The 24,643-nt window shown below is 65.3% G+C and carries 29 protein-coding genes; 18 read left to right on the forward strand and 11 right to left on the reverse strand.

The annotated features are described in order from the left end of the window. Nucleotides 1–37: 37 nt before the first annotated feature. A complete protein-coding gene (locus tag V0R59_RS23035) occupies nucleotides 38–796 on the reverse strand; it encodes an ABC transporter substrate-binding protein (RefSeq protein ID WP_330077106.1) in 759 nt (252 codons plus the stop codon). Between the two features lie 162 nt (nucleotides 797–958). Here V0R59_RS23035 and V0R59_RS23040 point away from each other — a divergent pair, with 162 nt between their 5' ends. The 3 genes from V0R59_RS23040 to V0R59_RS23050 all read left to right on the forward strand — a co-directional run bounded on the left by V0R59_RS23040 (nucleotide 959) and on the right by V0R59_RS23050 (nucleotide 3,599). After that, entirely contained in the window at nucleotides 959–1,738 is a 780-nt protein-coding gene (locus V0R59_RS23040) for an IclR family transcriptional regulator (RefSeq protein ID WP_330077107.1), read from the forward strand. Between the two features lie 101 nt (nucleotides 1,739–1,839). Continuing rightward, entirely contained in the window at nucleotides 1,840–2,661 is an 822-nt protein-coding gene (locus V0R59_RS23045; protein ID WP_330077108.1) for an aspartyl/asparaginyl beta-hydroxylase domain-containing protein, read from the forward strand. Further along, entirely contained in the window at nucleotides 2,649–3,599 is a 951-nt protein-coding gene (locus V0R59_RS23050; RefSeq protein ID WP_330077109.1) for a sulfotransferase family protein, read from the forward strand. Before V0R59_RS23045 ends, V0R59_RS23050 begins: the two co-directional genes overlap by 13 nt. Before the next feature lie 42 nt (nucleotides 3,600–3,641). On the opposite strand, the gene V0R59_RS23055 is transcribed toward V0R59_RS23050, so the two are convergent. Continuing rightward, nucleotides 3,642–3,872, reverse strand: coding sequence for a DUF465 domain-containing protein (locus V0R59_RS23055; RefSeq protein WP_330077110.1), 231 nt, complete (start codon nucleotides 3,870–3,872; stop codon nucleotides 3,642–3,644). Between the two features lie 111 nt (nucleotides 3,873–3,983). Between V0R59_RS23055 and V0R59_RS23060 the strand changes: the two genes are divergently transcribed. From V0R59_RS23060 to V0R59_RS23080, 5 genes are all read left to right on the forward strand, one after another. After that, the gene (locus V0R59_RS23060; protein ID WP_330077111.1) at nucleotides 3,984–4,349 is read left to right on the forward strand and encodes a 5-carboxymethyl-2-hydroxymuconate Delta-isomerase; all 366 of its coding nucleotides are present in this window, start codon (nucleotides 3,984–3,986) and stop codon (nucleotides 4,347–4,349) included. Nucleotides 4,350–4,509: 160 nt separating this feature from the next. Next, the gene (locus V0R59_RS23065) at nucleotides 4,510–6,144 is read left to right on the forward strand and encodes a phosphoethanolamine transferase (RefSeq protein WP_330077112.1); all 1,635 of its coding nucleotides are present in this window, start codon (nucleotides 4,510–4,512) and stop codon (nucleotides 6,142–6,144) included. 124 nt (nucleotides 6,145–6,268) lie between these two features. Further along, nucleotides 6,269–7,402: a ribonuclease D gene (gene rnd / locus V0R59_RS23070; RefSeq protein WP_330077113.1), complete on the forward strand. Its 1,134-nt coding sequence runs from the start codon at nucleotides 6,269–6,271 to the stop codon at nucleotides 7,400–7,402. Next, nucleotides 7,399–7,692: a YcgL domain-containing protein gene (locus V0R59_RS23075; protein WP_330077114.1), complete on the forward strand. Its 294-nt coding sequence runs from the start codon at nucleotides 7,399–7,401 to the stop codon at nucleotides 7,690–7,692. Before rnd ends, V0R59_RS23075 begins: the two co-directional genes overlap by 4 nt. Nucleotides 7,693–7,758: 66 nt before the next feature. Next, nucleotides 7,759–8,691 carry a D-2-hydroxyacid dehydrogenase gene (locus tag V0R59_RS23080; protein WP_330077115.1) on the forward strand — a complete coding sequence of 311 codons (933 nt, stop codon included), beginning with the start codon at nucleotides 7,759–7,761 and terminating at the stop codon, nucleotides 8,689–8,691. Between the two features lie 33 nt (nucleotides 8,692–8,724). Here V0R59_RS23080 and V0R59_RS23085 read toward each other — a convergent pair whose 3' ends face one another. After that, nucleotides 8,725–9,318: a nitroreductase family protein gene (locus V0R59_RS23085; protein ID WP_330077116.1), complete on the reverse strand. Its 594-nt coding sequence runs from the start codon at nucleotides 9,316–9,318 to the stop codon at nucleotides 8,725–8,727. Nucleotides 9,319–9,474: 156 nt separating this feature from the next. Here V0R59_RS23085 and V0R59_RS23090 point away from each other — a divergent pair, with 156 nt between their 5' ends. Further along, nucleotides 9,475–9,924, forward strand: coding sequence for a YcgN family cysteine cluster protein (locus tag V0R59_RS23090; RefSeq protein WP_330077117.1), 450 nt, complete (start codon nucleotides 9,475–9,477; stop codon nucleotides 9,922–9,924). 36 nt (nucleotides 9,925–9,960) lie between these two features. Next, the gene (locus V0R59_RS23095; protein ID WP_330077118.1) at nucleotides 9,961–11,181 is read left to right on the forward strand and encodes a hypothetical protein; all 1,221 of its coding nucleotides are present in this window, start codon (nucleotides 9,961–9,963) and stop codon (nucleotides 11,179–11,181) included. 122 nt (nucleotides 11,182–11,303) lie between these two features. On the opposite strand, the gene V0R59_RS23100 is transcribed toward V0R59_RS23095, so the two are convergent. From V0R59_RS23100 to V0R59_RS23110, 3 genes are all read right to left on the reverse strand, one after another. Then, on the reverse strand, nucleotides 11,304–11,666 hold the full coding sequence (locus tag V0R59_RS23100) for a YgaP family membrane protein (protein WP_330077119.1): 363 nt from the start codon (nucleotides 11,664–11,666) through the stop codon (nucleotides 11,304–11,306). Nucleotides 11,667–11,733: 67 nt separating this feature from the next. After that, complete coding sequence (locus tag V0R59_RS23105; protein WP_330077120.1) at nucleotides 11,734–12,204, reverse strand: RNA methyltransferase; 471 nt, start codon at nucleotides 12,202–12,204, stop codon at nucleotides 11,734–11,736. 60 nt (nucleotides 12,205–12,264) lie between these two features. Next, entirely contained in the window at nucleotides 12,265–12,642 is a 378-nt protein-coding gene (locus tag V0R59_RS23110; protein WP_042126623.1) for a YajD family HNH nuclease, read from the reverse strand. Nucleotides 12,643–12,767: 125 nt separating this feature from the next. Between V0R59_RS23110 and V0R59_RS23115 the strand changes: the two genes are divergently transcribed. Next, the gene (locus tag V0R59_RS23115) at nucleotides 12,768–13,040 is read left to right on the forward strand and encodes a hypothetical protein (protein ID WP_330077121.1); all 273 of its coding nucleotides are present in this window, start codon (nucleotides 12,768–12,770) and stop codon (nucleotides 13,038–13,040) included. On the opposite strand, the gene V0R59_RS23120 is transcribed toward V0R59_RS23115, so the two are convergent. Together V0R59_RS23120 and V0R59_RS23125 are read right to left on the reverse strand one after the other, a co-directional pair. Further along, nucleotides 13,037–13,510, reverse strand: a complete 474-nt coding sequence (locus V0R59_RS23120; RefSeq protein WP_330077122.1) for a Crp/Fnr family transcriptional regulator — start codon at nucleotides 13,508–13,510, stop codon at nucleotides 13,037–13,039. The two genes, V0R59_RS23115 and V0R59_RS23120, sit on opposite strands and share 4 nt — an antisense overlap. An 85-nt stretch (nucleotides 13,511–13,595) precedes the next feature. Then, entirely contained in the window at nucleotides 13,596–15,647 is a 2,052-nt protein-coding gene (locus V0R59_RS23125) for a S9 family peptidase (RefSeq protein WP_330077123.1), read from the reverse strand. Between the two features lie 82 nt (nucleotides 15,648–15,729). Between V0R59_RS23125 and V0R59_RS23130 the strand changes: the two genes are divergently transcribed. Genes V0R59_RS23130 through V0R59_RS23155 form a run of 6 tightly spaced genes read left to right on the forward strand, consistent with a single transcriptional unit; the run spans nucleotide 15,730 to nucleotide 19,915 of the window. Then, nucleotides 15,730–16,212 carry an MFS transporter gene (locus V0R59_RS23130; RefSeq protein ID WP_330077124.1) on the forward strand — a complete coding sequence of 161 codons (483 nt, stop codon included), beginning with the start codon at nucleotides 15,730–15,732 and terminating at the stop codon, nucleotides 16,210–16,212. 15 nt (nucleotides 16,213–16,227) lie between these two features. After that, nucleotides 16,228–17,004 (forward strand): class II glutamine amidotransferase, encoded by a 777-nt coding sequence (locus V0R59_RS23135; RefSeq protein ID WP_330077125.1) that lies wholly within the window; start codon nucleotides 16,228–16,230, stop codon nucleotides 17,002–17,004. Nucleotides 17,005–17,014: 10 nt separating this feature from the next. Further along, nucleotides 17,015–17,536, forward strand: coding sequence for a DUF2937 family protein (locus tag V0R59_RS23140; protein ID WP_330077126.1), 522 nt, complete (start codon nucleotides 17,015–17,017; stop codon nucleotides 17,534–17,536). A gap of 20 nt (nucleotides 17,537–17,556) precedes the next feature. Then, the gene (locus V0R59_RS23145) at nucleotides 17,557–18,309 is read left to right on the forward strand and encodes a 5-oxoprolinase subunit PxpA (protein ID WP_330077127.1); all 753 of its coding nucleotides are present in this window, start codon (nucleotides 17,557–17,559) and stop codon (nucleotides 18,307–18,309) included. Next, the gene (pxpB, locus tag V0R59_RS23150; protein WP_330077128.1) at nucleotides 18,306–19,001 is read left to right on the forward strand and encodes a 5-oxoprolinase subunit PxpB; all 696 of its coding nucleotides are present in this window, start codon (nucleotides 18,306–18,308) and stop codon (nucleotides 18,999–19,001) included. Before V0R59_RS23145 ends, pxpB begins: the two co-directional genes overlap by 4 nt. Beyond that, nucleotides 18,998–19,915, forward strand: a complete 918-nt coding sequence (locus V0R59_RS23155; protein ID WP_330077129.1) for a 5-oxoprolinase subunit C family protein — start codon at nucleotides 18,998–19,000, stop codon at nucleotides 19,913–19,915. The genes pxpB and V0R59_RS23155 overlap by 4 nt, the downstream gene beginning before the upstream one ends. A 182-nt stretch (nucleotides 19,916–20,097) precedes the next feature. On the opposite strand, the gene V0R59_RS23160 is transcribed toward V0R59_RS23155, so the two are convergent. The 3 genes from V0R59_RS23160 to V0R59_RS23170 form a co-directional block, all read right to left on the reverse strand. Continuing rightward, nucleotides 20,098–21,276, reverse strand: a complete 1,179-nt coding sequence (locus V0R59_RS23160; RefSeq protein WP_330077130.1) for a vWA domain-containing protein — start codon at nucleotides 21,274–21,276, stop codon at nucleotides 20,098–20,100. A gap of 18 nt (nucleotides 21,277–21,294) precedes the next feature. Continuing rightward, on the reverse strand, nucleotides 21,295–22,140 hold the full coding sequence (locus V0R59_RS23165; RefSeq protein ID WP_316920728.1) for an AAA family ATPase: 846 nt from the start codon (nucleotides 22,138–22,140) through the stop codon (nucleotides 21,295–21,297). 138 nt (nucleotides 22,141–22,278) lie between these two features. Beyond that, a complete protein-coding gene (locus V0R59_RS23170) occupies nucleotides 22,279–23,352 on the reverse strand; it encodes a DUF748 domain-containing protein (RefSeq protein ID WP_330077131.1) in 1,074 nt (357 codons plus the stop codon). A 127-nt stretch (nucleotides 23,353–23,479) separates the two neighbouring features. On the opposite strand from V0R59_RS23170, the gene cysK reads away from it, so the two are divergent. Then, nucleotides 23,480–24,454 carry a cysteine synthase A gene (gene cysK, locus V0R59_RS23175; protein WP_330077132.1) on the forward strand — a complete coding sequence of 325 codons (975 nt, stop codon included), beginning with the start codon at nucleotides 23,480–23,482 and terminating at the stop codon, nucleotides 24,452–24,454. Nucleotides 24,455–24,643 lie beyond the last annotated feature (189 nt).

A 24,643-nucleotide genomic window follows, 5' to 3' on the forward strand; every position in this document is an offset into this window, starting at 1 on the left:
GAAAGCGCGCCCGCGCGGGGCGCACGAGGGGCGAGGGTCAGTCGAGGTGCCACTTGTCGATGATCGCGGCCAGGGTGCCGTCGGCCTTGATGCTGGCGATGCCCTGGTTGACCCGGCTGAGCATTTCGCTGTCGCCCTGGCGCAGGATGATGCACACCTGGCCCTTGATCTGCGGCTGGTAGCTGTCCACCAGGCGCGCTTTCTTCAGGGTGCCCCTGGACATCTGGTAGGCGAGGATCGGGTGGTCGCCGAAGCCGGCCTTGATCCGGCCCAGGGCCAGGTCGCGGGTCAGGTCGGCCAGCGAGTCGTAGCCGCGCACTTCCTTGAAGATGCCGCGCTTGTTCAGTTCGTCGATGAAGATGGTGCCGACCTGGGCGCCGACCACTTCGCCCTTGAAGTCATCCATGCTGGTGTAGGCCTTGTCGTCGCTGTCGCTGACGATCAGGCCCTCGCCGTATTCGAACACCGGGTCGGAATACTGCACGACCTTTTCCCGCTCCGGGGTGCGCAGCATGGCGGCGGAGATCAGGTCGATCTTGCGCGCGGTCAGCGAGGGGATCAGGGCGGCGAAGGTGGTCTGGGCGATCTCCACTTCGAAGCCGGCGGCCTTGGCCACGGCCTGGGCCGAGTCGACCATCATGCCCTGGATGCTGTTGCTCTTGACGTCGAGGAAGGTGAAGGGAATGCCGGTGGCGGTGGCGCCGACCTTGTAGGTCTCGGCCTGAGCGACCAGCGAGGTGGCGCAGCTGGCCGCGAGGGCGAGGGCGCAGGTAAACACACGAAGGCGAGCATGCATGGTGGTTACTCCCATTTGACGCGGTTTTTTATAGTTGTGCGTTATGGATGGCCTCATGAGCGGCAGGAGGCAGTGAAATCACCATAATGTGATTTACATAAATCGTAAAGAGATTTATAAGTATCGACTATCGATATTCAAAACCCGGTTTCAGGACGAAAGATGAGCGAAAACGATAACAACAGCCTGTTCAACCAGTCCCTGGAGAAGGGCCTGGCCGTGCTGCGCGCCTTCAATGCGCGCAATCGCACCATGAACCTTGCCGAGGTGGCCGAGGCCGCCGGGATCAACAAGAGCTCCGCGCAACGGATGATCCACACCCTCGAAGCCCTCGGCTACGTGAGCAAGCACCCGGTCACCAAGCGCTTCCAGCTGACCCCTCACGTCATGGAAATCGGCTACAACTACCTCGCCGCCGATACCCTGGTGGACGTCGCCAATCCGTTTCTCGCCGAGCTGGCGCAGACCACGGGCGAGACCACCAACCTCACCGAGCCGGTGCGCAGCGACATGCTCTACGTCGCGCGCTTCGTCGGCCCCAAGTTCATCCCCATCCACCTGCCGATCGGCAGTCGCATCCCCATGTACTGCACCGCCTCCGGGCGCGTCTACCTGAGCGCGCTGGAAGACCACGAGGTCATGGTCTTGCTGGAGCAGAGCGATATCGCCAGCCATACCCAGTTCACCCGTACGTCGCTGGACGACATCCTCGGCGAGATCGCCGAGATCCGCCGCAAGGGCTATGCGATCAACAGCGAGGAACTGTTCCTCGGCGACATGGCGGTGGCGGCCGTGGTGCGCAACAGCCAGGGGCGGCCGGTGGCGTCGGTGCACGTGGTGGCGCCCACCAGCCGCTGGACCCCCGAGGAAGCCGAACGCCGCCTGGCGCCGGCGGCGCTGGAATGTGCGCGGGCGATCAGCACGTCGATCAGGACGCTGTAAGCCTGATCCAGCGCAGCACGCCGGAAACGGGTGATGGCATTGTGCTTGACGCTGCTTGCGCCGGCCCTAGACTGGGCCGCATTCCCCATGGAGTCGGGCATATGGATGCTTCGCGTTGTCCGGATGGCAGTCTTCGCCGTCCGCCGTTTTCTCGCCTGCCGGTGGCGATCGACCTGGCGCCCCTGCTGGCGGCGCTGGCGGAGATCGACGAAAGCCAATGGCACGCGCATTTCAACCAGGGTTACTACGACGGCGACTGGAGCGGCGTCGCCCTGATTTCCCCGGCCGACGCCGTCAGCGAACTGACCCATGGCGAAGGTCCGGCGGTGGAGCGCCAGCCCTGGCTGCGCGATCCGCGCTGGCGCCAGGGGCTTGCTGCGCTGGAGGTGGAAATTCGCAATGCCCGACTGATGCGCCTCGGGCCTGACAGCCATATCCACGAGCACCGCGACTACGACCTCGGCGGCCCGGATGCCGACATGCGCCTGCATGTGCCCCTGCTCACCCCCGGGCAGGTGGACTTCCTCCTGGAAAACCGCCGGGTGCCGATGCAGGCCGGGGAGTGCTGGTTCCTCGACCTGGACCGGGCGCACAGCGTCGACAACCATGACAGCAGCCCGCGGGTCCACCTGGTCATCGATGTGCGTCCCGGTCCCTGGCTGGACGCGGCCATCCAGGCCGGGCTGGCGACCACGCCGGCGGCCGGCACCGGCCGCTTTGCCGCGGCCTTCGCCGACTTCGCCCGCTGGCTGGCGCGCAACCCCGCAGCCAGTGCGCAGTTGCAGGCGCTGAGCGACAGCGAAGCCTTCATCGAGCGCACCCTGGCGCTGGCCGCCGAGCAGGGCCTGGTCTTCACCCGCGCCCATGTGCGCGCCGCCATGCGCCAGGGGCGCAGTAGCTGGAGGGATCAATGGAAAGCCTGAATCTGCAAGGCTGGTTGCCGATCCGTATCTGGCAAGAGGCGGGTGAATGGCGGGTCGACTGGTGCTGGTTCGGCGAGCAGCGCCTGCACCAGCCGTTCTTCCGTGACTCGGTGGACGACGCCCTGCGCCTGCCTTTCAACCAGGCCTTCCGCCGCCAGACTTCGCTGGCGGAGCTGAGCCAGTGGCAGGCGGAAAGCCCCGGGGTGCCCCCACGTGCGTTCATCTATCACGCCTCGCGCTGCGGCTCGACCCTGCTCGGGCAGATGCTGGCGTGCCTGCCCGGCCAGGTGGTGTTGTCCGAACCGCCGCCCCTCGACACCCTGCTGCGCAGCGACCTGCCGGACGACCAGCGCAGGGCGGCGTTGCGCGGACTGCTCTCGGCCTACGGCCAGGCGCGCAGTGGCCAGGAGCGGGCGCTGGTGGTCAAGCTGGATGCCTGGAACATCCGCGAGCGCGCGCTGCTGCGCGAGTGTTTCCCCGAGGTGCCGTGGCTGTACCTGTATCGCGAGCCGGTGGAAATCGCCGTGTCGCACATGCGCCAGGGCGGCATGCAGATGGTTCCCGGCCTGATCGGTTCGGCCTGGCTCGAAGGCGACCGCGAGCCGGCCGAGCGCGAGGAGGAAATTGCCCGTCGCCTGGGCCTGATGCTGGGTGCCGCAGTGGAGCACTGCCGCGCGGAAGGCAACCTGCTGCTCAACTACAGCGAGCTGCCGGCGGCGATGAATGGCCATCTGGCGGATTTCTTCGGCCTGGATCGGCAGGAAGCGGAGTTGGCTCACGCCGCTGCGGGGCGCAACGCCAAGCAACCGGGGCAGGCTTTTGTCGCCGATAGCCAGGGCAAGCGCGACGAGGCATCGGCGGTGCTGCGCGAGCAGGTCGAGCAGTTTGCGCGGCAGCCTTACCTGGAACTGGAGGCCCTGCGCCTGGCGGCGCGCTGACGCGGTGGAGACGCTCCACCTGCGCCAGCGTCGCGGGTGGAGTCAGGGCTTGTGGATATGGGCGACGATGTCGTCCTTGATCTTCAGGCGCTCCTTGCGCAGGCGGTTGACTTCCTCATCCGCGCTAGCGCTGTCCTCGGCCTCGATGACTTCGCGGTCCTTGCGCAGGTAATCCTCCTCCAGGGTGCTGAGCCGTGCATCCTTCTTCTTGTGTGCCTCGAATTCTTCCGCGGTCACTCCCAGGTCGGCGTACAGATTGTGCTTGACCGGCATACATGGATCTCCTCAGTCAGGTCGGGGCATGAATCTTCAGGATAGTTGCCTTTGCCGGGTTGGAAAGCTGGCGTTAGTCTGTCGTCCCCATTCCCGCAACCGGAATTCGTCATGCCTCAGCTTCACCTGGAATACAGCGCCAACCTGCGCACCCTCGACACCGACAAGGCACTGCTGCGCCTGAACAGCGCCCTGGTTGCCAGCGGCCAGTTCAGCGATGAAGTGGACATCAAGAGCCGCGCGGTGGCCCATGAAGTGTTCCGCGTCGGCATCGCCCCGCTCGAACGCGCCTTCGTCCATGTGAAGCTGGCCCTGCTCAGTGGCCGCTCGCCGGCGATCAAGCGCCAACTGTCCGCCGACCTGATCGAGGTGCTCAAGGAGCTGGTGCCGGAGCAGGCGGGGGTAGATATCCAGTTGTGCGTGGAACTGCTGGATATCGATCGTGATTCTTATTCCAAAGTGCGTTTGCCCGGCTGAAAGCAAAAAATGGCCGTGGATTAACAAACATTCATCTGCGGCCATCGTTTGTTGGCGTTTTTTTCACGGAAAATTGATGAATGGCTGCTTAAAGTCCACCCCGCAAACAAGCTGATGTCGCAAAGACATTAGTGGTGGATTTCTCAATAAGCGAATCGTCATGCTGAAAATAAAGTCGCTGCGTCCCGAATGGGTGACGCTGCTTGCCAGCGCCTATCTGCTGATCGGCTTCAACTCGGTACTCTGGGAGCACATCGCCTCGGTATTGCAGGGCGACAGTCATGCCCTGGTGCTGCGCCTGGCCTTCGGCGTGCTGTTGCTGTGCGCGTTCAACATCGTGCTGACCCTGCTGGCGTTTCGCAGAACATTGAAACCGCTGTTGGCAACGTTGTTCATCATCAGTGCCGGCGTAGCTTATTTCATGAGCCAGTATGGCGTGCTGATTGATATCGGCATGTTGCGCAATACCGTCGAGACCAATGTCACGGAAGTGCGCGACCTGCTGTCGCTGAAGTTGTTCGTTTATATCTTTCTGCTCGGAGTAGTTCCGGCGCTTGTTCTGTTCAAGACACCGATAAAGTTTCGAAGCCTGCCGCGCGAGTTGCTGCAGAAGTTGTGGGTCGGCCTGGCCAGCGCGGCCTTGCTGGCGGCGGTGGCGATGGTCAATTACCAGGGCCTGGCGTCGCTGTTTCGCAATCACCATGAGCTGCGCCTGATGGTGGTGCCGAGCAACTACATCGGCGCTTCGGTCAACTATGTGCGCGAGAAGGTCGGCGTGGCGTCGCAGCCGTTCAGCAAGATCGGCGAGGACGCCACCCTGGCTCCTTCCTGGGCCACTCATCCGCGCAAGTCCCTGACCGTGCTGGTGGTGGGGGAGAGTGCGCGGGCGGAGAACTTCGGCCTGCTCGGCTACAAACGCGACACCAACCCGGAACTGAGCAAGGAAAAGGGCCTGGTGGCGTTCAGCAACGTCACCTCCTGTGGCACCGAAACCGCGGTGTCGGTGCCCTGCATGTTCTCCGGCATGACCCGCAAGGACTACGACGCGGCCAAGGCGAAGAACCAGGAAGGCCTGCTCGACATGCTGCAGCGCGCCGGGCTTGCGGTGTACTGGCGCGACAACCAGTCCGGCTGCAAGGGCACCTGCGACCGTGTGCACCAGGAGGACGTGAGCAACCTCAAGGAGCCGTCCCTGTGCGCCGACAGCGAATGCCATGACGAAATCCTCCTCAAGGACCTCGCCGCGCGCATCGACTACCTGAAGGACGACACCGTACTGGTCCTGCACCAGATGGGCAGCCACGGGCCTGACTACTACAAGCGCTATCCGGCGGCGTTCGAGCGCTTCACCCCGGTGTGCCACAGCAACGCCCTCAACCAGTGCGACCGGCAGAGCATCGTCAACGGCTACGACAACACCTTGCTGTATACCGACCATGTGCTGGCATCGCTGATCGACGTGCTGCGCAGCAAGCAGGACCAGGTCGACACGGCGATGATCTACCTGTCCGACCATGGCGAATCGCTGGGCGAGTACAACCTGTTCCTGCATGGCACGCCGTACATGCTGGCGCCGGAACAACAAAAGCATGTGCCGATGCTGGCCTGGTTCTCGGACAACTACCGCAGCACCTTCGGCGTCGATGTCGACTGCCTGCAACAAGGGCGCGAACGCTCGCTGAGCCAGGACAACCTGTTCCACTCCATGCTCGGCCTGCTGCAGGTGAAGACGTCGCTGTACAACCCGCAACTGGACCTGTTCAGCGGGTGCCGCGGCGCCCAGGCAGCACGCTGAGGGATCAGCGAAAGATCGCGGCACGGGTTTCCCCCATCTACCCTTGGAAAGGCCACCGTCGAGCGGTTTCCCGGCGGTGGCCTGTGCCGTATATACTGCGCGCCATTGTAAGTGGGAGAGCCTTGTGGCCATCGATATTCACTGGATCCGCGACGACAGCGCCCTGGCGGAACATTGCCAGCGCTGGCGTCAACTGCCCTTCGTGGCCCTCGACACCGAGTTCATGCGGGTCGATACCTTCTATCCCAAGGCCGGTTTGATCCAGGTTGGCGACGGGCAACGCGCCTTTCTCATCGACCCGTTGCTGATCCACGACTGGCAGCCGCTGGCCGGACTGCTCGAAGACCCCGCCGTCACCAAGGTCCTGCATGCCTGCAGCGAAGACCTCGAAGTCCTCGCCCGCCTCACCGGCAGCCTGCCGCTGCCGCTGTTTGACACGCAACTGGCCGCCGGCTACCTCAACCTCGGTTTCTCCATGGGCTATTCGCGCCTGGTCCAGGACGTGCTCGGCATCGAGCTGCCCAAGGGCGAAACCCGTTCCGACTGGCTGCAGCGCCCGCTGTCCGAGACCCAGATCAGCTACGCCGCGGAAGATGCCGTGCACCTGGCCGAGCTGTACGAGCGCCTGCGTCCGCAACTGAGCGACGAGAAGAACGCCTGGGTCCTGGAAGACGGCGCCGACCTGGTGGTGCAGTTGCGCCGCGAGATCGATCCCTACCTGTTGTATCGCGAGGCCAAGCTGGCCTGGAAACTGTCCCGCGCCCAGCTGGCGGTACTGCGCGAGCTGTGCGCCTGGCGCGAACTGGAAGCCCGTGAGCGTGACGTGCCACGCAACCGCATCCTGCGCGAGCACGCCATGTGGCCGATTGCGCGGACCCAGCCGGACAACCTGGTGGCCCTGGCCCGCATCGAGGACATGCATCCCCGCACCATCCGCCAGGATGGCGAGTTCCTCCTCGACCTGATCAAGCGCACTGGCAGCCTGCCGCCGTCGGAATGGCCGCCGGCCGTGCCGGAGCCGCTGCCGATCGAGGCAGCGGCGTTGCTGAAGAAGCTGCGCGCGATCGGCCAGGCCGAGGCCGAGCGCCTGAACATCGCCCCCGAGCTGATGCTGCGCAAGAAGACCCTCGAAGCGCTGATCAAGACCGGCTTCCCCGAGGGACCGTACCAACTGCCCGAATCGCTGCGTGGCTGGCGCCGCGAGCGCATGGGCCAGGCCCTGCTGGATTGCCTGGCCGACGCTGGAGAACCGACTTGAAACGCATCTGCTCGATCTACCGCAGTCCCCGCAAGAACGAAATGTACCTGTACCTGCTCAAGGCCGACGGCCTGAGCAAGGTGCCGGAAGCCCTGTTGCCGCTGTTCGGCACCCCGCAGCATGCCTTCGACGTGGTCCTGAGCCCCGAGCGCACCCTGGCCCGCGAAGACATCGCCAAGGTCCTGGAAAACCTCGACACCCAGGGCTATCACCTGCAGATGCCGCCGACCGAGGAGGAGTACATCGAGCACCTTCCGGAAGAACTGCTGCGCCGCAACGATCCGGTCTGATCCCGTCCTCAAGGAGGCTGGCCGCCATGGCCGGCCCTTCCGCCGTTCTGCAAGGTTGTAAACGATATGCGCGTTCTGATCGCCGAACAGGATCACGCCCTCTATGCCCGCCTGTTGCGCGAGGCGTCCCCCGAACTTGAAGTGCTGACCAGCGGCGACTCCGCCGAACTGGCGCGGCAGGCGGCGCAGTGCCCGGTGTGGCTGGGCCAGCCGGACCTGCTGGCGAGCCTGTTGCGCCAGGGCCATCGCCCGGACTGGATGCAGTCGACCTGGGCCGGAATCACTCCGCTGCTCGCGGACGGCCTGCCGCGCAGCTACCGCCTGACCCGCGCCGTGGGCATCTTCGGCCAGGTCATGGCCGAATACATGCTCACCTACATGCTCGGCCATGAACGCGAAGTGCTGACCCGCCTGATGAGCCAGGTCGAGCGCAAGTGGGACGGGCGCCCCGGGCGCAGCCTGGAGGGGCGCCGGGTGCTGATCGTCGGTACCGGCGACATTGGCTGCGCGGTGGCGCGCTTCCTGGTGCCGTTCGGCTGCAAGCTTTACGGCATCGCCAGCTCGCCGCGGGAACTGGCGCCGTTCATCGAGGTGGGCGGGCTGGACGATCTCGGCCGGCTGGTGGGGCAGGTGGACTATGTGCTCAACCTGCTGCCGGATACCCCGGCGACCCACGATATCTACGATGCCGGGCTGTTCGCCCGCTTCAACCCGGATGCGCTGTTCATCAACGCCGGGCGCGGCGCGGCGGTGGTCGATGGCGACCTGGTCGCGGCACTGGGCAAGGGGCACCTCGCCGGTGCGGTGATCGATGTCTGCCGCCAGGAACCGCTGCCGCGCAATCATCCGTTCTGGACCGCGCTGGGGTTGCTGCTGACCGGGCACAGCTCGGCGCCGACCTCGCCGGTGGCGATGGTGCGGTTGTTCGTGGAGAACCTGGAGGCCCATGGGCGGGGTGACGGGTTGCGCGGTGAAGTGGATTTCCAGCGGGGCTATTGAGCACCTCAGCGCCAGCGCTGAGGTGCCCAAGGCTTACAGAGTGAAATCACCCTCGGCCGCCAGCTCGTTCAGCGGACGACGCGGGCTCGGCACTTCCCGGGCCTGCAGGTACTCGGCCAGGGTCGCCTTGTCGCCCAGCTTGCCGATCGCCACGACGGCATGCAGGTCGTAGCCTTCGGGAATCTTCAGCTCCTTGCGGGTCAGTTCCTGGTCGAAACCGGCCATGCCGTGGGTGTGCCAGCCGCTGATGCTCGCCTGCAGCGCCAGATGGCCCCAGGCCGAACCGGTGTCGAAGGTGTGCCACAGCGCCGGGGTTTCCTCGCTGGCGCCCGGGGCGGTGAAGGTGGTCTTGGAGATCACGATGACCAGCGCCGAGGCATGCTGCGCCCAGCTGCGGTTGAACTCGTTGAGCAGGCCCAGGTAGCGCTCCCAGTTCGGCGTGTCGCGGCGAGCGTAGAGGAAGCGCCATGGCTGCGAGTTGTAGGCCGATGGCGCCCAGCGCGCGGCTTCGAGGAAGCCCAGCAGGGTTTCTTCGCTGATCGCCTCGCCGGTGAAGGCGCGCGGCGACCAGCGCTGGATGAACTGTTCATGAATGGCGTAGTCGGCAATACGTGGGTTGGCGCTCATGGCGGGTTCCTGATGGAGGGATGAGAACTGAAATGATTTGCAAAACTACAACTGTCGCCCGCACCCTGACAAGCGGTCTGGCAAAGCCGCAGCGCACGTCCTAGACTGGCGCCGCCTGATACAGGCTGAAGAATTTTGATACAGGATCACCGCAACATGCTGGCAAGCACCGAGCCGTTCTGGACCCGCAAGACCCTCGATCAGCTCGACCCCCAGGAATGGGAGTCGCTGTGCGACGGCTGTGGCCTGTGCTGCCTGCAGAAGCTCGAAGACGAAGACGACAACAGCGTCTATTACACGCGGATCGCCTGCAAGCTGCTGGATCTCAAGACCTGCCAGTGCAGCGACTACCCGCACCGCTTCGAGCACGTGCCGGACTGCATCCAGCTCACTCCGGGCAAGGCCGACCAGTTCAAATGGCTGCCGCCCACCTGCGGTTACCGCCTGGTCAGCGAGGGAAAGGACCTGCCGCGCTGGCACCACCTGGTCTGCGGTGACCGCGAGCAGGTGCACAAGCAGCGCATCTCGCAATCCGGGCGCATGCTCAGCGAGAACAGCGTCGCCGAAGATGACTGGGAAGACTATCTGATATTCCGCGCCAGCTGAGCTGGCGCGTTTCGCGTTCGAACAAGGAGTCGGGCAATGCCTGTGCGTCACCCTCTGGCGTGGGTCGTGTTGCTGTTGGCGAGCAATGTCGCCTGGGCGAAGAAAGTCGATCTGGATTACCACGTGCGCCTGCTGCCGCAGAGCGGCCAGGCCGAGGTGCGCGTGACCCTGGCCGATGGTGCCCAGGTGCGCAGCCTGGATTTCGACCTGGGCAAGGAAGGCCTGTACAGCGACTTCAAGGCCGATGGGCCCTGGCAACTGCAGCCCGACAACCAGCGTGGCCGCTGGCAGCCGGCGTCCGGCAAGGCCAGCCTGACCTACCGGGTACGCCTCAACCACAAGCTGAAGAACGGTAGCTACGACAGCCGCATCGCGCCTGGCTGGGCGCTGTTCCGTGGCGACGACCTGGTCCCGGCGGCGCGCCTCGACCAGCAGGATGGCACCGAGCTGGTGGCACGCCTGAGCGTGGATCTGCCGGCGGGCTGGAGCAGCATCGAGACTGCCTGGCCGCGGGTGGGCAAGCAGCGCTTTCGTATCGACAACGTCTCGCGCCTGTTCGACCGGCCGACGGGCTGGATGCTCGCCGGCACGGTGGGCGCGCGGCGGGCACGGCTCGGCGAGACCGAGGTCAGCGTCGCCGGGCCGGTGGGGCAGGGCCTGCGGCGCATGGATGCGCTGACCCTGCTGACCTTCGTCTGGCCGCAGTACCAGGCGGTGTTCCCGCGCAATCCGCCGAAACTGCTGCTGGTGGGCGCCCGCGAGCACCTGTGGCGCGGGGCGCGGGCGGCGAACAATTCGATCTACCTCAACAGCGCCACGCCGCTGGTGGGCGAGAACGGCAGCAGTCCGTTGCTGCGCGAGCTGGTGCGGGTGTTCGCGCGGATCAACGACCGCGAGGACAGCGACTGGATCGGCGAAGGGCTGGCGGAGTACTACGCCACCGAGCTGCTGCGGCGGGCCGGGGGCATCAGCGATGATCGCTACCAGGCGTTGCAGGCGCGGATGGCCAAGGAAAGCAAGGCGGTGACCAGCCTGCGCGGCGCGCAGGTCAATGCGGCCAGCATCTCCCGGGCGGTGCTGCTGTTGCAGGCGCTGGACCGGGAGATTCGCATCCATACCCACAACAAGCAGTCGCTGGATGACCTGGTGCGGGCGTTGATGCGCCTGAACAGCGTGAACACGGCGGAGTTCGTGCAGTTGGCGGAGAGTGTGCTGGGCAGGGAGTCGGAAGTCTTGCAGAGTTCGTTGTTGCGCTGACCGCTCGTGTATCTACCGCGAACCCTGTAGGAGCGGGTTTACCCGCGATGACGATGTTGGACTCACCGCCGTCATCGCGGGTGAACCCGCTCCTACAGGGTCCGTAGGGACACCTGCAAATCTCAGGGCTTGGGATTGGCCAGGGAGTCATTCCCGGTCACTGTGGTTCCCTTGGTCGCCGCCTCGGCCGCATCCTTCAACTGCTTCAGTTCGCTGCCGGTGCGCTCGATCTTCGCCCGGATCCCGTCCAGGTCCTGGCGGCCGCGCTCCAGCAGGCTCTTGGCCGAGCAATGCCCTGTCACCCCGCGGGCCAATACCGCGCCGCCAATGGCGATCTGGATCAGGCCCAGCAGGCCGCCCCGGCGCAAGCCCTTGCCCACCATCACCACCCCGGTGGCCACCGAGCCGGCGCGTTCCCAGCCATGCACGTTGTGTTCGGGGTTGCTCTGGAAGGGCGTTGCCGGGATCTCGAGTTTCTGGCGCATGGGCGCTTCTCCTGGTGAGTGACGTGATAGTCAGCAGACCGCCAGCCCGCGGCCGGCGTTCAATCGCTTACTTGAACTTCGGCCCGGAACGGGTATTGAGGCCCTTGGCCATACGGTCGTAGAGCACCACGTTGACCGTGGCCGCGAGGTTCATGCAGCCGTTGGTCGGGATGTAGATGGTCTCTTCGCACCAGGCGCGGACGTCGTCGTCGAGGCTGCCGTCTTCCGGGCCGAAGATGTAGATCGCGCGGTCCGGGTGGGTGTATTCCGGCAGCGGCCGGGCGCCGTCCACCAGTTCCACGGCCACCGGGGTGCAGCCCAGGGGGATGATCTTCTGCAGGTCGTCGATGCCGATCAGCGGGATGTCGTAGTGCACCCGCTTGGTGTCGGTGACGAAGTCGCGGGCACGCTCGTAGCGCTTGCCGGTGTAGAACACCGAGTTGACGCCATAGCAGCCGGCGGCGCGCATTACCGAGCCGACGTTCTCAGGGGATTTGGGGTTGTACAGGCCGATGCAGCTGTACCTTTTGTTCGCCACGTGCCGGGCCCTTCGCAAAAAAGACGCGATTATACGGGCCCCGGCGCGGGCGGGCGAACCTCAGTCGTCCTTCTTGCCAAGCAAGCCGGCCAGCCCGGCGAAGGGATTGTGGGTCGCCTTGGCGATCGACGGCGTGCTCAGCGAGCCTTCGCTGAAGTACTGCTGGTCGGTGTAGCGGGCGTGCTCGTTGTCGTGGCAGTACAGGCACAGCAGCTCCCAGTTGGAGCCGTCCTGGGGGTTGTTGTCGTGGTTGTGGTCGCGGTGGTGCACGGTCAGCTCGCTCAGGCGCTTGCCGGAGAACTCGCGGGCGCAGCGGCCGCAGACGTGGGGGTACATGCGCAGGGCTTTCTGGCGATAGCCCCGTTCGTCGTCGCGCTTGGCGTCGGCGAGGATGCGGTCGAGCCGCGCGGTGGCGGCGGCGGAGGAAGATTGGGTCATTGTTATGCCTGCTCAGGTGTTTCACGGTTTTGCAGTGAGTTTAACGCCACTGCGGCGTGCTGGGCAGGCAATCCGCTACATGGCGGAGTAGGCTGTAGGACATGACCTCGAACAGGAGCCCTGCAATGCGTCTGACGAGCATCCTGCTGTTGTGCCTGGCGAGCCTTGCCAGTGCCCAGGCCGAAGACCTGCAACCGCGGGTCATCGGCCCGGCGCCCGGCGCGCCCGGTACGCCAACCCCGACGCCCTATCCGCAACTGACCCCGCCGCAGGCGCCGCGGGCCAACGACGGAAAGCCGGGCGGGCCATTGCTGCCACCGATGCCCCTGCCATCGCCGCCCCGGGACCAGCCGCTGCCAGGGCTGACACCTGATCCGGACAAGGCGAAGAACGGCTAGACCTGTTGCGCCAGTAACTGTCCATCGACCATGCGCAAGCGTTTCGACAACGTCACCGCCAGCGCCCGGATCACCTTGGCGGCGATCTTCGGCGCTTCGTTGAGCATCTTCTCCAGCGACTCCTTGCCCAGACTGAGCAACTGGCAATCGCTGGCGGCGACACAGGAAGCCGAGCGCCGCTCGCCGTCCAGTACCGCCATCTCGCCGAAGGCGCGGCCCTTGCGCAGCACGGCGATCTCCACCTCGCGGCCCTCGGCATCGGTCTTGCGCACCGACACCTGGCCGGAAACGATCAGGCACATGAAGGTGCCGGCATCGCCTTCGCGGAAGATGTCCTCGCCGGCAGCCATGGCACTCAGGGCGAAATAGCCGGCGGCCGCGGCGAAGTCGCCGGGCTGCAGTTGGTCGAACAGGCCGCAGTCCATGAGCAGGTCGCGGATTTCGTTGTTGAGGAGGGAGGTGTCAGGCATCGCGTTCGGTCTTTTGTTGTCGGTCTGGAAGTGATCGCACCGCGACGGGCGCCGCGGTGCAAGCTCAGACAACGAAAAATGCGATTTACACCACAGCCAGCTGATCGAGGACGAAGGCGTACTCCAGGGCCACGTCGCGCAGGCCCTGGTAGCGACCGCTCATGCCGCCGTGGCCGGCACCCAGCTCGGTCTTGAGCAGCAGCGGGTTGCTGTCGGTCTTGGTCACCCGCAGCTTGGCCACCCACTTGGCGGCTTCCCAGTACTGCACCCGGCTGTCGTTGTAGCCGGCGATCACCAGCAGGGCCGGGTAGGCCTGGGCACTGACGTTCTCGTAGGGTGCGTAGGCCTTGATCCGCGCGTACACCTCCGGCTCCTGCGGGTTGCCCCATTCGTCGTATTCGGTGACGGTCAGCGGCAGCTCGGGGTCGAGCATGGTGTTGAGGGTGTCGACGAACGGCACCTCGGCGATGGCGACCTTGAACAGGTCAGGACGCTGGTTGAGCACTGCGCCGATCAGCAGGCCACCGGCGCTGCCACCGCTGATGGCCAGGCGTTCGGCGCTGGTCACGCCTGCGGCGACCAGGTGTTCGGCACAGGCGATGAAGTCGTTGAAGGTGTTGGTCTTGTGCTCCTGCTTGCCGGCGCGGTACCAGGCCTCGCCCAGCTCGCCGCCGCCACGCACGTGGGCAATGGCGAAGGCCACGCCACGCTCCAGCAGGCTCAGGCGCGCATGGGAGAACCACGGATCGAGGCTCGAACCGTAGGCACCATAGCCGTACAGGTACAGCGGCACCGTCTTGCCGACATCGGCGCGGCGTTGCACCAGGCTGATCGGCACCAGGGTGCCGTCGCCAGCGCGGGCCCACAGGCGCTGGCTGACATAGTCGTCGGCATCGAAATGGCCGAGCACCGGGGTCTGCTTGAGCACCTGCTGCTCACCGTCCGCCAGGTTCAGCTGACGCACCTGCGCCGGGCGGTTCAGTGCCTCGTAGCGCAGGCGGATGCGCGGGCTGACGAACTCCAGGCTGTCCTGCACATACAGGCTGTAGGCGGCGTCTGGCAGTTGCACGCGATAGGCCGGCAGGCCCGCCGGGCGCACCTCGATCACCGGCAGGCCGCCTTCGCGCAGGCTCAGGGTCAGGGCGTCGGCATTCAGGGTCAGGCCGTCAAGCATCACGTCGTCGCGGTGCGCCACCAGCACCTGCCACTGCTCGCGGGTCGGCACGCGGTCGCCAGGGGCGTGGAACAGGGCGAAGTTGATGCCGTCCTGGTTGCTGCGCACGAACCAGCGCCATGCGCCGTCCAGCTTGCCGTGGTCGAGGTCGTACTCGTGGTCTTCGATCCGTGCCGCCACGCAGTGGAAGGGTTGTTCCGGCGTGTCGGCATCGAGCACCCAGGATTCGCTGGTGGTCTTGCTGTTGAGGGTCAGTACCAGCTGGCGCTCGGAACTGGTGCGGTAGCAGTGCAGGAAGAAGCGGCCGTCCGGTTCTTCGAACACGGTCGGCGCGTCAGTGCCGCCGAGGCGGTGGCGGCGCAGGCGGAAGGGGCGATGGGTATCGTCCAGCTCGGTGAAGAACAGGGTCTGGCTGTCGTTGGCCCAGGTCATGCTGCCGTCGCAGTCGTCGAAGGGCAGCTCGCTGATCGAACCGTCGGCCAGTTCCTTCACGTACAGGGTGTAGATCTCGTCGCCACTGGTATCCAGGCTGTAGGCCAGGCGCTGGTGGTCGGGGCTGATGTTGAACGCGCCGAGGCTGAGGAAGCCGCCATTGGCCAGGGCGTTGGGGTCGAGCAGCAGTTCCTCGCGGCTTTCGTCGACCGTGTTGGAATCATCCGCCGGACGCGGGCAGCGGTAGTGCCGGGGGTATTCGTCGCCGGCGGTGGTGCGCGTGTAGTAGAGGTACGGGCCCCAGGGCGAGGGCAGCGACAGGTCGGTTTCGAGGATGCGACCCTTGATTTCCTCGAACAGCTGTTCGCGCAAGCCGGCCTGGTCGGCCAGTCGGGCTTCCTGGTAGGCGTTCTCGGCCTCCAGGTAGGCCATCACTTCCGGTGCGTCGCGATCCTGCAGCCAGGCGTAGGGATCGGCGCCGTCCGCGCGGCGGGCGATCGGGGCGGAAGGGGCGTTGGCGGTGGAGGGCATGTGCGGTTCCTTGGCTGGGGGGCGCCTGCGCGCGGAAAAATCGTTATCATAAGCGCCTGTTTGCCTACCTTCCACGGACGCCATGACCGAAAACGACTATCTGTTCGCCTGGGGCCTGTATGCCCTGGCTGCCCTGGGTTGCCTGTGGGTGGGCTTTCGCCTCACCGGCTGGATGTGGCGCTGGCTGCGCGAGCCACTGCGCCTGCTGGCGGCGGTGCTGCTGCTGACACCGACCATCGTCGACCCGGCCAAGGACATCTTCGCCCCGGCCATCGCCATCACGGCCCTGGACCTCGCCTTCAAGGTCGGCAACAACGTCTGGCGCGCCGCCTCGGACCTGGCGATGTACGGCATGATCGCCTTCGCCCTGTACCTGATCTTCGTCGCCATCCGCATGCCGCTGGAGGCTCGTGCCCGGGCCCGGCGCGAGCGCGCCGAGGCCGCTGCCAAGCGCGATGCCGAGGAAGTCCTCGCCGAGCCGGCGGACAGTCGTGAGCGCTACCGCAATGCCCCCCCCGAGCCAAATCAGGGTGGCCCGCGCCAGCGCCTGGAACCGCGTCTGTAATGGGAGCGATCGAACATGTGTGAACTGCTCGGCATGAGCGCCAACGTCCCGACCGACATCGTCTTCAGCTTCACCGGCCTGATGCAGCGCGGTGGCCGCACCGGCCCGCATCGCGACGGCTGGGGCATCGGCTTCTACGAAGGCCGCGGCCTGCGCCTGTTCCAGGACCCGGCGGCGAGTTGCGAGTCGGAAGTCGCCAACCTGGTGCAGCGCTACCCGATCAAGAGCGAAGTGGTCATCGGCCATATCCGCCAGGCCAATGTCGGCAAGGTCTGCCTGTCCAACACCCACCCCTTCGTGCGCGAGCTGTGGGGACGCAACTGGTGCTTCGCCCACAACGGCCAGCTGGCCGACTTCGACGGCCTGAAGACCTTCTACCGGCCGGTGGGCGACACCGACAGTGAAGCGGCCTTCTGTGATCTGCTCAACCGCATCCGCGAAGCCTTCCCCGAGCCTGTGGAAGTCGAGCAACTGCTGCCGGTGCTGCAGCAGGCCTGCGCCGAGTACCGCGGCAAGGGCGTGTTCAACGGCCTGCTCAGCGATGGCGACTGGCTGTTCTGCTTCTGCTCGACCAAGCTGGTGCACATCACCCGGCGCGCGCCGTTCGGCCCGGCGCGGCTCAAGGACGTCGACATGATCGTCGACTTCCACGCCGAGACCACGCCCAACGACGTGGTCACGGTGATCACCACCGAAGCGCTTACCGAGAACGAAACCTGGCACCGCTACGAGCCCGGCGAATGGGGCCTGTGGCGCAAGGGCGAGTGCATCGCCAAGGGCCAGACCAGCTAAGGAAGAGCCCATGCTCAGAAGCTACCTGCGGTTGATCCTGTTCACATGCGGCCTGCTGCTGGGCATCCAGGTGCCCGGCCTGGTCAATGACTACAGCCAGCGGGTGCAGGCGCACCTGCTGGAATCGCGGGAGGGGCTCAAGGGCTTCCAGCAGACCGCGCAGCGCTTCTTCAACGGTGACCTCGACGCCCTGGTGCGGCATTACCGCGCCAGCGACGATCCGGTGTTCCTCAGCGACGCCAACAGCATCGACAGCCTGGTGATTCGCAACCGCTTGCTGGAAAGCGAGTGGCAGGCGCTGCAGACCGGCTGGGCCGGTCGTACCTGGCATGTGCTGACCCAGCCGGAACCCGCGATCCGCGAGGAAACCCTCAAGGGCTACAGCTACCAGATCCTGCTAACGCCGGAGGCCGCGACCTGGGGCCTGGGCTGTGCGCTGTTGTTCGCCCTGGTGGTGGAAAGCCTGTTGCTGCTGGTCGGCTGGGTGATCATGGGCGGCCGGCGCAAGGCCGTGCAGCCCAGCTGGCGCTAACTCTTTCCGGAGTCCATCCCGTGAGCCGTTTGCTACTCAACTGCGACATGGGCGAAAGCTTCGGCAACTGGACCATGGGTCTGGATGCCGAGGTCATGCCTTTCATCGACTGCGCCAACATCGCCTGCGGCTTCCATGCCGGCGATCCGGGGATCATGCGCCACACCGTGGCCCTCGCCGTGGCCAACCAGGTGATGATCGGCGCCCATCCTGCCTATCCCGACCTGGTCGGCTTCGGTCGCCGCTCCATGGCCTGCAGCAACGAGGAAATCCGTGACCTGCTGCACTACCAGATCGGTGCGCTGGACGGCATCTGCCGGGTCCAGGGCGGCCGGGTCGCCTACGTCAAACCCCATGGCGCGTTGTACAACGACATGATGGCCGACCCCGGCAAGCTACGTGCGGTGCTCGAAGCCGTGGCCGCCTACGATCGGCAACTGCCGTTGATGCTCATGGCCACTGCCGACGACAGCGTGGCCCGGGCCCTGGGTGACGAACTGGGAGCGACCTTGTGGTTTGAAGCCTTTGCCGACCGTGCCTATGACGCCGCCGGGCACCTGGTGTCGCGACGCCTGCCGGGGGCGGTGCATCACGATCCGGCGCTGATCGTCGAGCAGGCCCTGCGCCTGGCCCGTGGCGAGGCCTTGACCGCCATCGATGGCAGCGCCGTGCAACTGCGCGCGCAGACCCTCTGCGTGCATGGCGACAACGACAGCTCGCTGGCGGCGGTGCGGCAGATCCGCCAGGCGCTGGACGCCTTGTCCAACGCATGAAGCCGCGTATCGAAGTGGTCGCCCTGGATGCGCTGATGGTGCGTCTGTTCGACGTAATCGACGAAGCCAACATGCCCTGGCTGCTTGCCGCGAGCCAGCGCTTGCGGGCGGTGTTCGGCTCACGCCTGGTCGAACTGGTGCCGTCGTATACGACGCTGATGGTGCAGTTCGATTGCGCGCCGGGCGAGGCGCGGGCGCTGGTTGCCGAAGCGTTGCACGAGCTGCAGCCGGACACCGGAAAGGCTGGCCGTTCGCTGGACATCCCGGTGTGGTACGACGCCAGTGTCGGGCCGGAGCTCAAGGTGCTGGCGGTGCGCTGCGGGGTGTCCGAGGCGCAGATCGTCAAGTGCCACACGGGGCGCGAATACCAGGTGTTCGCCCTCGGCTTCGCCCCCGGTTTCGCCTTCATGGGCCTGGTGGAGGAATTTCTGGCTTCGCCGCGCCTGGCAACACCGCGCAAGCGCGTGGCCGCGGGCAGCGTCGGCATTGCCGAACGGCAGACCGCAGCGTATCCGGCCCTGTCCCCTGGCGGCTGGAACCTGATCGGGCGGACCCCGGCGCCGCTGTTCGATCGCCAGCGCGACGGCTACAGCCTGCTGCAGCCCGGCGACCGGGTCCGCTTCGTGGCGATCGAACGAGACGAATTCCTGAAACTGGGTGGCGACGATACGCCGCTGGAGGAACGCGGATGAGCCTGCGTATCGAGGCCAGTACAGCGCTGTGCCAGTTGCAGGACGCCGGGCGTTTCGGCGTGCGCCACCTGGGCGTGACCCAGGGCGGGGCGCTGGACTGGGTGTCGGCGCGCTGGGCCAACTGGTTGCTGGACAACCCGGCGCAGGCGCCAGTGGTGGAAATCACCCTGGGTGGCTTTGCCGTGGTGGCCGAGGCGGATTGCCGGTTGGCCTTGGCGGGTGCCGACCTGGATGCGCGGATCGATGGCGAACCCTTGAAACCCTGGTGCAGCTTCACCCTGCGCAAGGGCCAGAGTTTGCAGTTCAAGCAGCCATTGCAGGGCGCTCGCGCCTATCTGGCGGCGCCGGGCGGGTTTGTCGCGCCGCAGGTGCTGGGCAGTTGCGCCACCGTGGTTCGCGAAGGGCTTGGCGGGCCGGATGGGGCAGGGCGGGCGCTGGGCAAGGGCGACGAGCTGCGCTTCGATGGGCACGGGCAGGGGCGGGTAGATGTACCGCAAGCATTGCGTCCTCGTCTGGAGGGCGAGGCTTGCCTGGACCTGGTGATGGGCGCGCAATTGGGCGAATTCAGCGGGCAGAGCCTGTTCGAGGTGTTCAACAGCGCCTGGACGCTGGACAGCCGGGGCGACCGCATGGGCATTCGCCTGACCGGACCGGTGTTGCGTTATCAGGGCCAGCCGATGATCTCCGAAGGCATTCCGCTGGGCGCGGTGCAGGTACCGCCGGACGGTCAGCCGATCGTGTTGCTCAATGACCGGCAGACCATTGGCGGCTATCCGCGGCTGGGGGCGTTGACGCCGTTGGCGCTGGCAAGGCTGGCGCAGTGCCTGCCGGGGGACAAGGTGAGGTTCAGGGCGGTGGTGCAGGAACTGGCCTGGGCCGAGATGCAGGACTGGCTCAAGCGGTTCGCTGACTGATCCAGCCTGACTCATTGATTCAGCGGGGAATTGTGGGAGCGGGTTCACCCGCGATTACGATGGTGGCATCACCGACCCTATCGCGGGTGAACCCGCTCCCACAGGGTCTGCGTCGCTCTTCAGACCTGTTCTCTGCGCGACAGCGCAGCCTGAAAGGCTGAGCAGGGTCCCACAGGGCCTCTCTACTTGGACAGGAACCGCATGCCCTCTTCCAGCCCGCGCAAGGTCAGCGGGTACATGCGGTCCTCGACCAGCTCGCGGACGATATTGGTCGAAGACGTATAACCCCAAGTGTCCTTCGGATACGGGTTGATCCAGATGAGCTTCTTGAACTTCTCCATGAAGCGCTGCATCCACACATACCCGGCCTCCTCGTTCCAGTGCTCGACGCTGCCACCCGGCTGGGTGATCTCGTAGGGCGCCATCGCCGCGTCGCCGACGAACACCACCTTGTAGTCGGCGCCGTACTTGTGCAGCAGGTCCAGGGTCGACGTACGTTCCGAGGTGCGGCGCAGGTTGTTCTTCCACACCGACTCATAGACGAAGTTGTGGAAGTAGTAGTACTCCAGGTGCTTGAACTCGGTCTTGCACGCGGAGAACAGTTCCTCGCAGATCTTCACGTGGGCATCCATCGAACCGCCGATATCGAACAGCAGCAACAGCTTCACGCTGTTGCGCCGCTCCGGGCGCATCTGGATGTTGAGCAGGCCGGCATCGCGGGCGGTGTGGTCGATGGTGCCGTCGATATCCAGCTCGTCCGCCGCCCCCTGGCGCGCGAACTTGCGCAGCCGGCGCAGGGCCAGCTTGATGTTGCGTGTGCCCAGCTCGACCTGGTCGTCGAGGTTCTTGTACTCGCGCTGGTCCCAGACCTTCACCGCCTTGCCCTGGCGTTTTCCGGCATCGCCGACGCGGATGCCTTCCGGGTTGAAGCCGCCGGAGCCGAACGGGCTGGTACCGCCGGTGCCGATCCACTTGTTGCCGCCGGCATGGCGTTCCTTCTGTTCTTCCAGGCGCTTCTTGAATTCTTCGATCAGCTTGTCCAGGCCACCGAGGGACTGGATCTGCGCCCGTTCCTCGTCGGTCAGCTGGCGCTCGAACTCCTTGCGCAGCCAGTCCTCGGGAATCAGCGCTTCAAGGTGCCGATCCAGGTTCTCCAGGCCCTTGAAGTAGGCGGAAAAGGCCCGGTCGAACTTGTCGAAATGCCGTTCGTCCTTCACCAGGATGGCTCGCGACAGGTAGTAGAACTCGTCCATGTCGGCGAAGGTGACCCGCTGCTTCAGGGCATTGAGCAGGTCGAGCAGTTCGCGCACCGACACCGGCACCTTGGCCGCGCGCATTTCATTGAACAGGTTGAGCAGCATGGCGATCGCCCCCTGGCTTCAGCGGTTGCCGCGGCGGCTCATGAAGGCCAGGCGTTCGAGCAGTTGCACGTCCTGTTCGTTCTTCACCAGGGCGCCGGCCAGCGGCGGGATGGCCTTGGTCGGATCGCGCTCGCGCAGTACCGCTTCGCCGATGTTGTCGGCCATCAGCAGCTTGAGCCAGTCCACCAGCTCGGAGGTCGACGGCTTCTTCTTCAGGCCCGGTACCTTGCGCACGTCGAAGAACACGTCCAGCGCCTCGCTGACCAGGTCCTTCTTGATGTTCGGGTAGTGCACGTCGACGATCTGCTGCAGGGTGTCGCGGTCGGGGAAGGCGATGTAGTGGAAGAAGCAACGGCGCAGGAAGGCGTCCGGCAGTTCCTTCTCGTTGTTCGAAGTGATGATGATGATCGGACGCTGCCTGGCCTTGATGGTCTCGTCGGTCTCGTAGACGTAGAACTCCATCTTGTCGAGTTCCTGCAGCAGGTCGTTGGGGAACTCGATGTCGGCCTTGTCGATCTCGTCGATCAGCAGGATCACCCGTTCCTCGGCCTCGAAGGCTTCCCAGAGCTTGCCTTTCTTCAGGTAGTTGCGCACGTCGTGGACCTTGTCCACGCCCAGCTGCGAGTCGCGCAGGCGGCTCACCGCATCGTATTCGTAAAGGCCCTGGTGGGCCTTGGTGGTGGACTTGATGTGCCAGGTGATCAGCTTGGCGCCGAAGGATGCGGCCAGTTGCTCGGCGAGCATGGTCTTGCCGGTGCCCGGCTCGCCTTTGACCAGCAGTGGCCGCTCCAGGGTGATCGCCGCGTTGACCGCCAGTTTCAGGTCGTCTGTGGCGACGTATGCGCTGGTGCCTTCGAACTTCATCTGTCCATCCTCGTTGTTGCGAATGCCAGGGGACATGGCCCTGGTGGAAAATTGTCTTGCGCGACTATAGCGCGCGTCCTACAGGACTGGGAACGCAGACGGCCCATTCAGTCTCTGAATGGGCCGTCACTCGGTGACTCAGTCAGACTTGGGCGGCGAACGCTCGTAGCGTGCGTTGAAGGCCTGGATAAAGCCGTTGCGCAGGATCTGCAGGAAGGCTTCGAAGGCGCTGATATCGCTCTGGTGCACGCTGCCGGACAGCTCGACCCGGGTGGCGAACTGGTTCTTCGGCTGGTTCTTCAGCACGGTTTCGGTGGCGCCGACCAAGGCCTCCCAGACCGAGCGGAAGATGTTCTTGTCCTTGTTTTCCACGTCCTGCTGCCAGTCGAACACCTCGACATCCCGCAGCAGCGGCTTGATATAGCCGCTGAGCCGGCCTTTTTCCGCTTGCGCCTCGATGACCACGTCGCCATGCCCGGCCTTGAAGTCGAACTTGCTGTAGGCGCTGGCGAAGTCGTTGAGGCGGCGCAACTGGATATCGGTGGCGCGCAGGCGGAACTGGAAGTCCTCGAAATTGCTCAGCGGGTCGAAGGTGGCGTTGCTTTCCACCGCCGAATCGCCGAAGAGCAGGGCCTTGCCGTCGAAGCTGGCGTCGCGTCGGCCTTCCTTGTCCACCACGTTGGTCAGGTTGCGGATGCTGGCGTCGAGCTGGCTGGCCTTGAGGTCGACGGGTGGTTTCGAGTTGAAATTGCGGAAGGTCAGGGTGCCGTCGACGATGCGCACCTCGTTGAGGGTGATCGGCAAGAGTTTCTCCAGCTGTTGCCGCCAGTTGGTGCCACGGCCGGTCTGCGACGCCTGCTGGTTACCGCCGTCGACGAAGTTCAGCTCGGGCCGCAGGAACTCCACTTCGCCGACCACGGCATGCTCGTACCACAGCGAATGCCAGCTCACCGACAGGTCGATCAGCGGTGCTTCCAGCAGCGGCACCGGGACCTTGCCGCTGGTCTTGACGATGCTCAGGCCGTTGATCTTGTAGGCGCCACGCCACCAGGCAAGGTCAACGTCGGCGATCTGGCCGCGATACTCGCCCATGTCGGCGAGTTTGTCGTTCAGGTAGTTGCGCACCAGCCACGGCAGCGACAAGTGCAGGGCGACAAGGATCAGGGCAAGGCTGGCAAGGGCCACCAGCGGCCAGCGATAACGGCGTTTCATCGGGCATCTCCCGGGCGCGATGAAGGGTTGACCTTCGTCAGTCGCGCGGAGTTCGACCGGGGTAGACGCCCCCCCATGGCAGGCTTACCCTTGAGGTTTTCGCTCGGTGCCAAAAGGACCCCCTGCCATGAGCCGTATCTTCGCTGACAACGCCCATTCCATCGGCAACACGCCGCTGGTGCAGATCAACCGCATCGCCCCGCGCGGCGTGACTATCCTGGCCAAGATCGAAGGGCGCAACCCGGGCTACTCGGTCAAGTGCCGGATCGGCGCGAACATGGTCTGGGACGCGGAAAGCACGGGCAAGCTCAAGCCGGGCATGACCATCGTCGAGCCGACCTCCGGCAACACCGGCATCGGCCTGGCCTTCGTCGCCGCCGCCCGTGGCTACAAGCTGCTGCTGACCATGCCGGCCTCGATGAGCATCGAGCGCCGCAAGGTGCTCAAGGCCCTCGGCGCCGAGCTGGTCCTGACCGAGCCGGCCAAGGGCATGAAGGGCGCCATCGAGAAGGCCAACGAGATCCTCGCCAGCGACCCGGCCAAGTACTTCATGCCGGCACAGTTCGACAACCCGGCCAACCCGGCCATCCATGAAAAGACCACCGGCCCGGAAATCTGGAACGACACCGATGGCGCGGTCGACGTGCTGGTTGCCGGCGTCGGCACCGGTGGCACCATCACCGGCGTGTCGCGCTACATCAAGCAGACCCAGGGCAAGGCGATCCTCTCGGTGGCGGTGGAGCCGATCAGTTCTCCGGTGATCACCCAGGCCCGGGCCGGCGAGGAGATCAAGCCGAGTCCGCACAAGATCCAGGGCATCGGTGCCGGCTTCGTGCCGAAGAACCTCGACCTGTCGATCGTCGACCAGGTCGAACTGGTCAGCGACGACGAGGCCAAGGCCATGGCCCTGCGCCTGATGCAGGAAGAGGGGATTCTCTGCGGGATTTCCTGCGGCGCCGCCATGGCTGCTGCCGTGCGCCTGGCCGAGAAACCGGAGATGCAGGGCAAGACCATCGTCGTGATCCTGCCGGACTCCGGCGAGCGCTACCTGTCCAGCATGCTGTTCAGCGACCTGTTCACCGATCAGGAAAACCAGCAGTAAAAACACTGCACAACCTTGTGGGAGCGGGTTTACCCGCGATGACGCCGGTGGGCTCACTATCGCCATCGCGGGTGAACCCGCTCCCACAAGGTCCGCATCGTGCTTTTGATCCTTGGCAATGCCCTGTTGCGGGGTTTGTTGCAAAATTTCCAACACTGTCTAACAGGCCCCGCGTGTTCTTACCGGGGC

Origin of the sequence: Pseudomonas ulcerans (genome assembly GCF_036324125.1) — a bacterium.
Taxonomy (GTDB): domain Bacteria; phylum Pseudomonadota; class Gammaproteobacteria; order Pseudomonadales; family Pseudomonadaceae; genus Aquipseudomonas; species Aquipseudomonas ulcerans.

Excerpts from the sequence above, each read along its gene's own strand:
- V0R59_RS23140 (WP_330077126.1), top strand. The coding sequence starts at position 17,015 with ATGCTCAGAAGCTACCTGCGGTTGATCCTGTTCACATGCGGCCTGCTG.
- V0R59_RS23050 (WP_330077109.1), top strand. The coding sequence starts at position 2,649 with ATGGAAAGCCTGAATCTGCAAGGCTGGTTGCCGATCCGTATCTGGCAA.
- V0R59_RS23040 (WP_330077107.1), top strand. The coding sequence starts at position 959 with ATGAGCGAAAACGATAACAACAGCCTGTTCAACCAGTCCCTGGAGAAG.
- V0R59_RS23115 (WP_330077121.1), top strand. The coding sequence starts at position 12,768 with ATGCGTCTGACGAGCATCCTGCTGTTGTGCCTGGCGAGCCTTGCCAGT.
- V0R59_RS23090 (WP_330077117.1), top strand. The coding sequence starts at position 9,475 with ATGCTGGCAAGCACCGAGCCGTTCTGGACCCGCAAGACCCTCGATCAG.
- V0R59_RS23135 (WP_330077125.1), top strand. The coding sequence starts at position 16,228 with ATGTGTGAACTGCTCGGCATGAGCGCCAACGTCCCGACCGACATCGTC.
- V0R59_RS23060 (WP_330077111.1), top strand. The coding sequence starts at position 3,984 with ATGCCTCAGCTTCACCTGGAATACAGCGCCAACCTGCGCACCCTCGAC.
- V0R59_RS23170 (WP_330077131.1), bottom strand. The coding sequence starts at position 23,352 with ATGAAACGCCGTTATCGCTGGCCGCTGGTGGCCCTTGCCAGCCTTGCC.
- pxpB (WP_330077128.1), top strand. The coding sequence starts at position 18,306 with ATGAAGCCGCGTATCGAAGTGGTCGCCCTGGATGCGCTGATGGTGCGT.
- V0R59_RS23095 (WP_330077118.1), top strand. The coding sequence starts at position 9,961 with ATGCCTGTGCGTCACCCTCTGGCGTGGGTCGTGTTGCTGTTGGCGAGC.
- V0R59_RS23165 (WP_316920728.1), bottom strand. The coding sequence starts at position 22,140 with ATGAAGTTCGAAGGCACCAGCGCATACGTCGCCACAGACGACCTGAAA.
- V0R59_RS23055 (WP_330077110.1), bottom strand. The coding sequence starts at position 3,872 with ATGCCGGTCAAGCACAATCTGTACGCCGACCTGGGAGTGACCGCGGAA.
- V0R59_RS23035 (WP_330077106.1), bottom strand. The coding sequence starts at position 796 with ATGCATGCTCGCCTTCGTGTGTTTACCTGCGCCCTCGCCCTCGCGGCC.
- V0R59_RS23120 (WP_330077122.1), bottom strand. The coding sequence starts at position 13,510 with ATGCCTGACACCTCCCTCCTCAACAACGAAATCCGCGACCTGCTCATG.
- V0R59_RS23065 (WP_330077112.1), top strand. The coding sequence starts at position 4,510 with ATGCTGAAAATAAAGTCGCTGCGTCCCGAATGGGTGACGCTGCTTGCC.
- V0R59_RS23085 (WP_330077116.1), bottom strand. The coding sequence starts at position 9,318 with ATGAGCGCCAACCCACGTATTGCCGACTACGCCATTCATGAACAGTTC.
- V0R59_RS23160 (WP_330077130.1), bottom strand. The coding sequence starts at position 21,276 with ATGCTGCTCAACCTGTTCAATGAAATGCGCGCGGCCAAGGTGCCGGTG.
- V0R59_RS23155 (WP_330077129.1), top strand. The coding sequence starts at position 18,998 with ATGAGCCTGCGTATCGAGGCCAGTACAGCGCTGTGCCAGTTGCAGGAC.
- V0R59_RS23100 (WP_330077119.1), bottom strand. The coding sequence starts at position 11,666 with ATGCGCCAGAAACTCGAGATCCCGGCAACGCCCTTCCAGAGCAACCCC.
- V0R59_RS23080 (WP_330077115.1), top strand. The coding sequence starts at position 7,759 with ATGCGCGTTCTGATCGCCGAACAGGATCACGCCCTCTATGCCCGCCTG.
- V0R59_RS23110 (WP_042126623.1), bottom strand. The coding sequence starts at position 12,642 with ATGACCCAATCTTCCTCCGCCGCCGCCACCGCGCGGCTCGACCGCATC.
- V0R59_RS23130 (WP_330077124.1), top strand. The coding sequence starts at position 15,730 with ATGACCGAAAACGACTATCTGTTCGCCTGGGGCCTGTATGCCCTGGCT.
- V0R59_RS23045 (WP_330077108.1), top strand. The coding sequence starts at position 1,840 with ATGGATGCTTCGCGTTGTCCGGATGGCAGTCTTCGCCGTCCGCCGTTT.
- V0R59_RS23125 (WP_330077123.1), bottom strand. The coding sequence starts at position 15,647 with ATGCCCTCCACCGCCAACGCCCCTTCCGCCCCGATCGCCCGCCGCGCG.
- cysK (WP_330077132.1), top strand. The coding sequence starts at position 23,480 with ATGAGCCGTATCTTCGCTGACAACGCCCATTCCATCGGCAACACGCCG.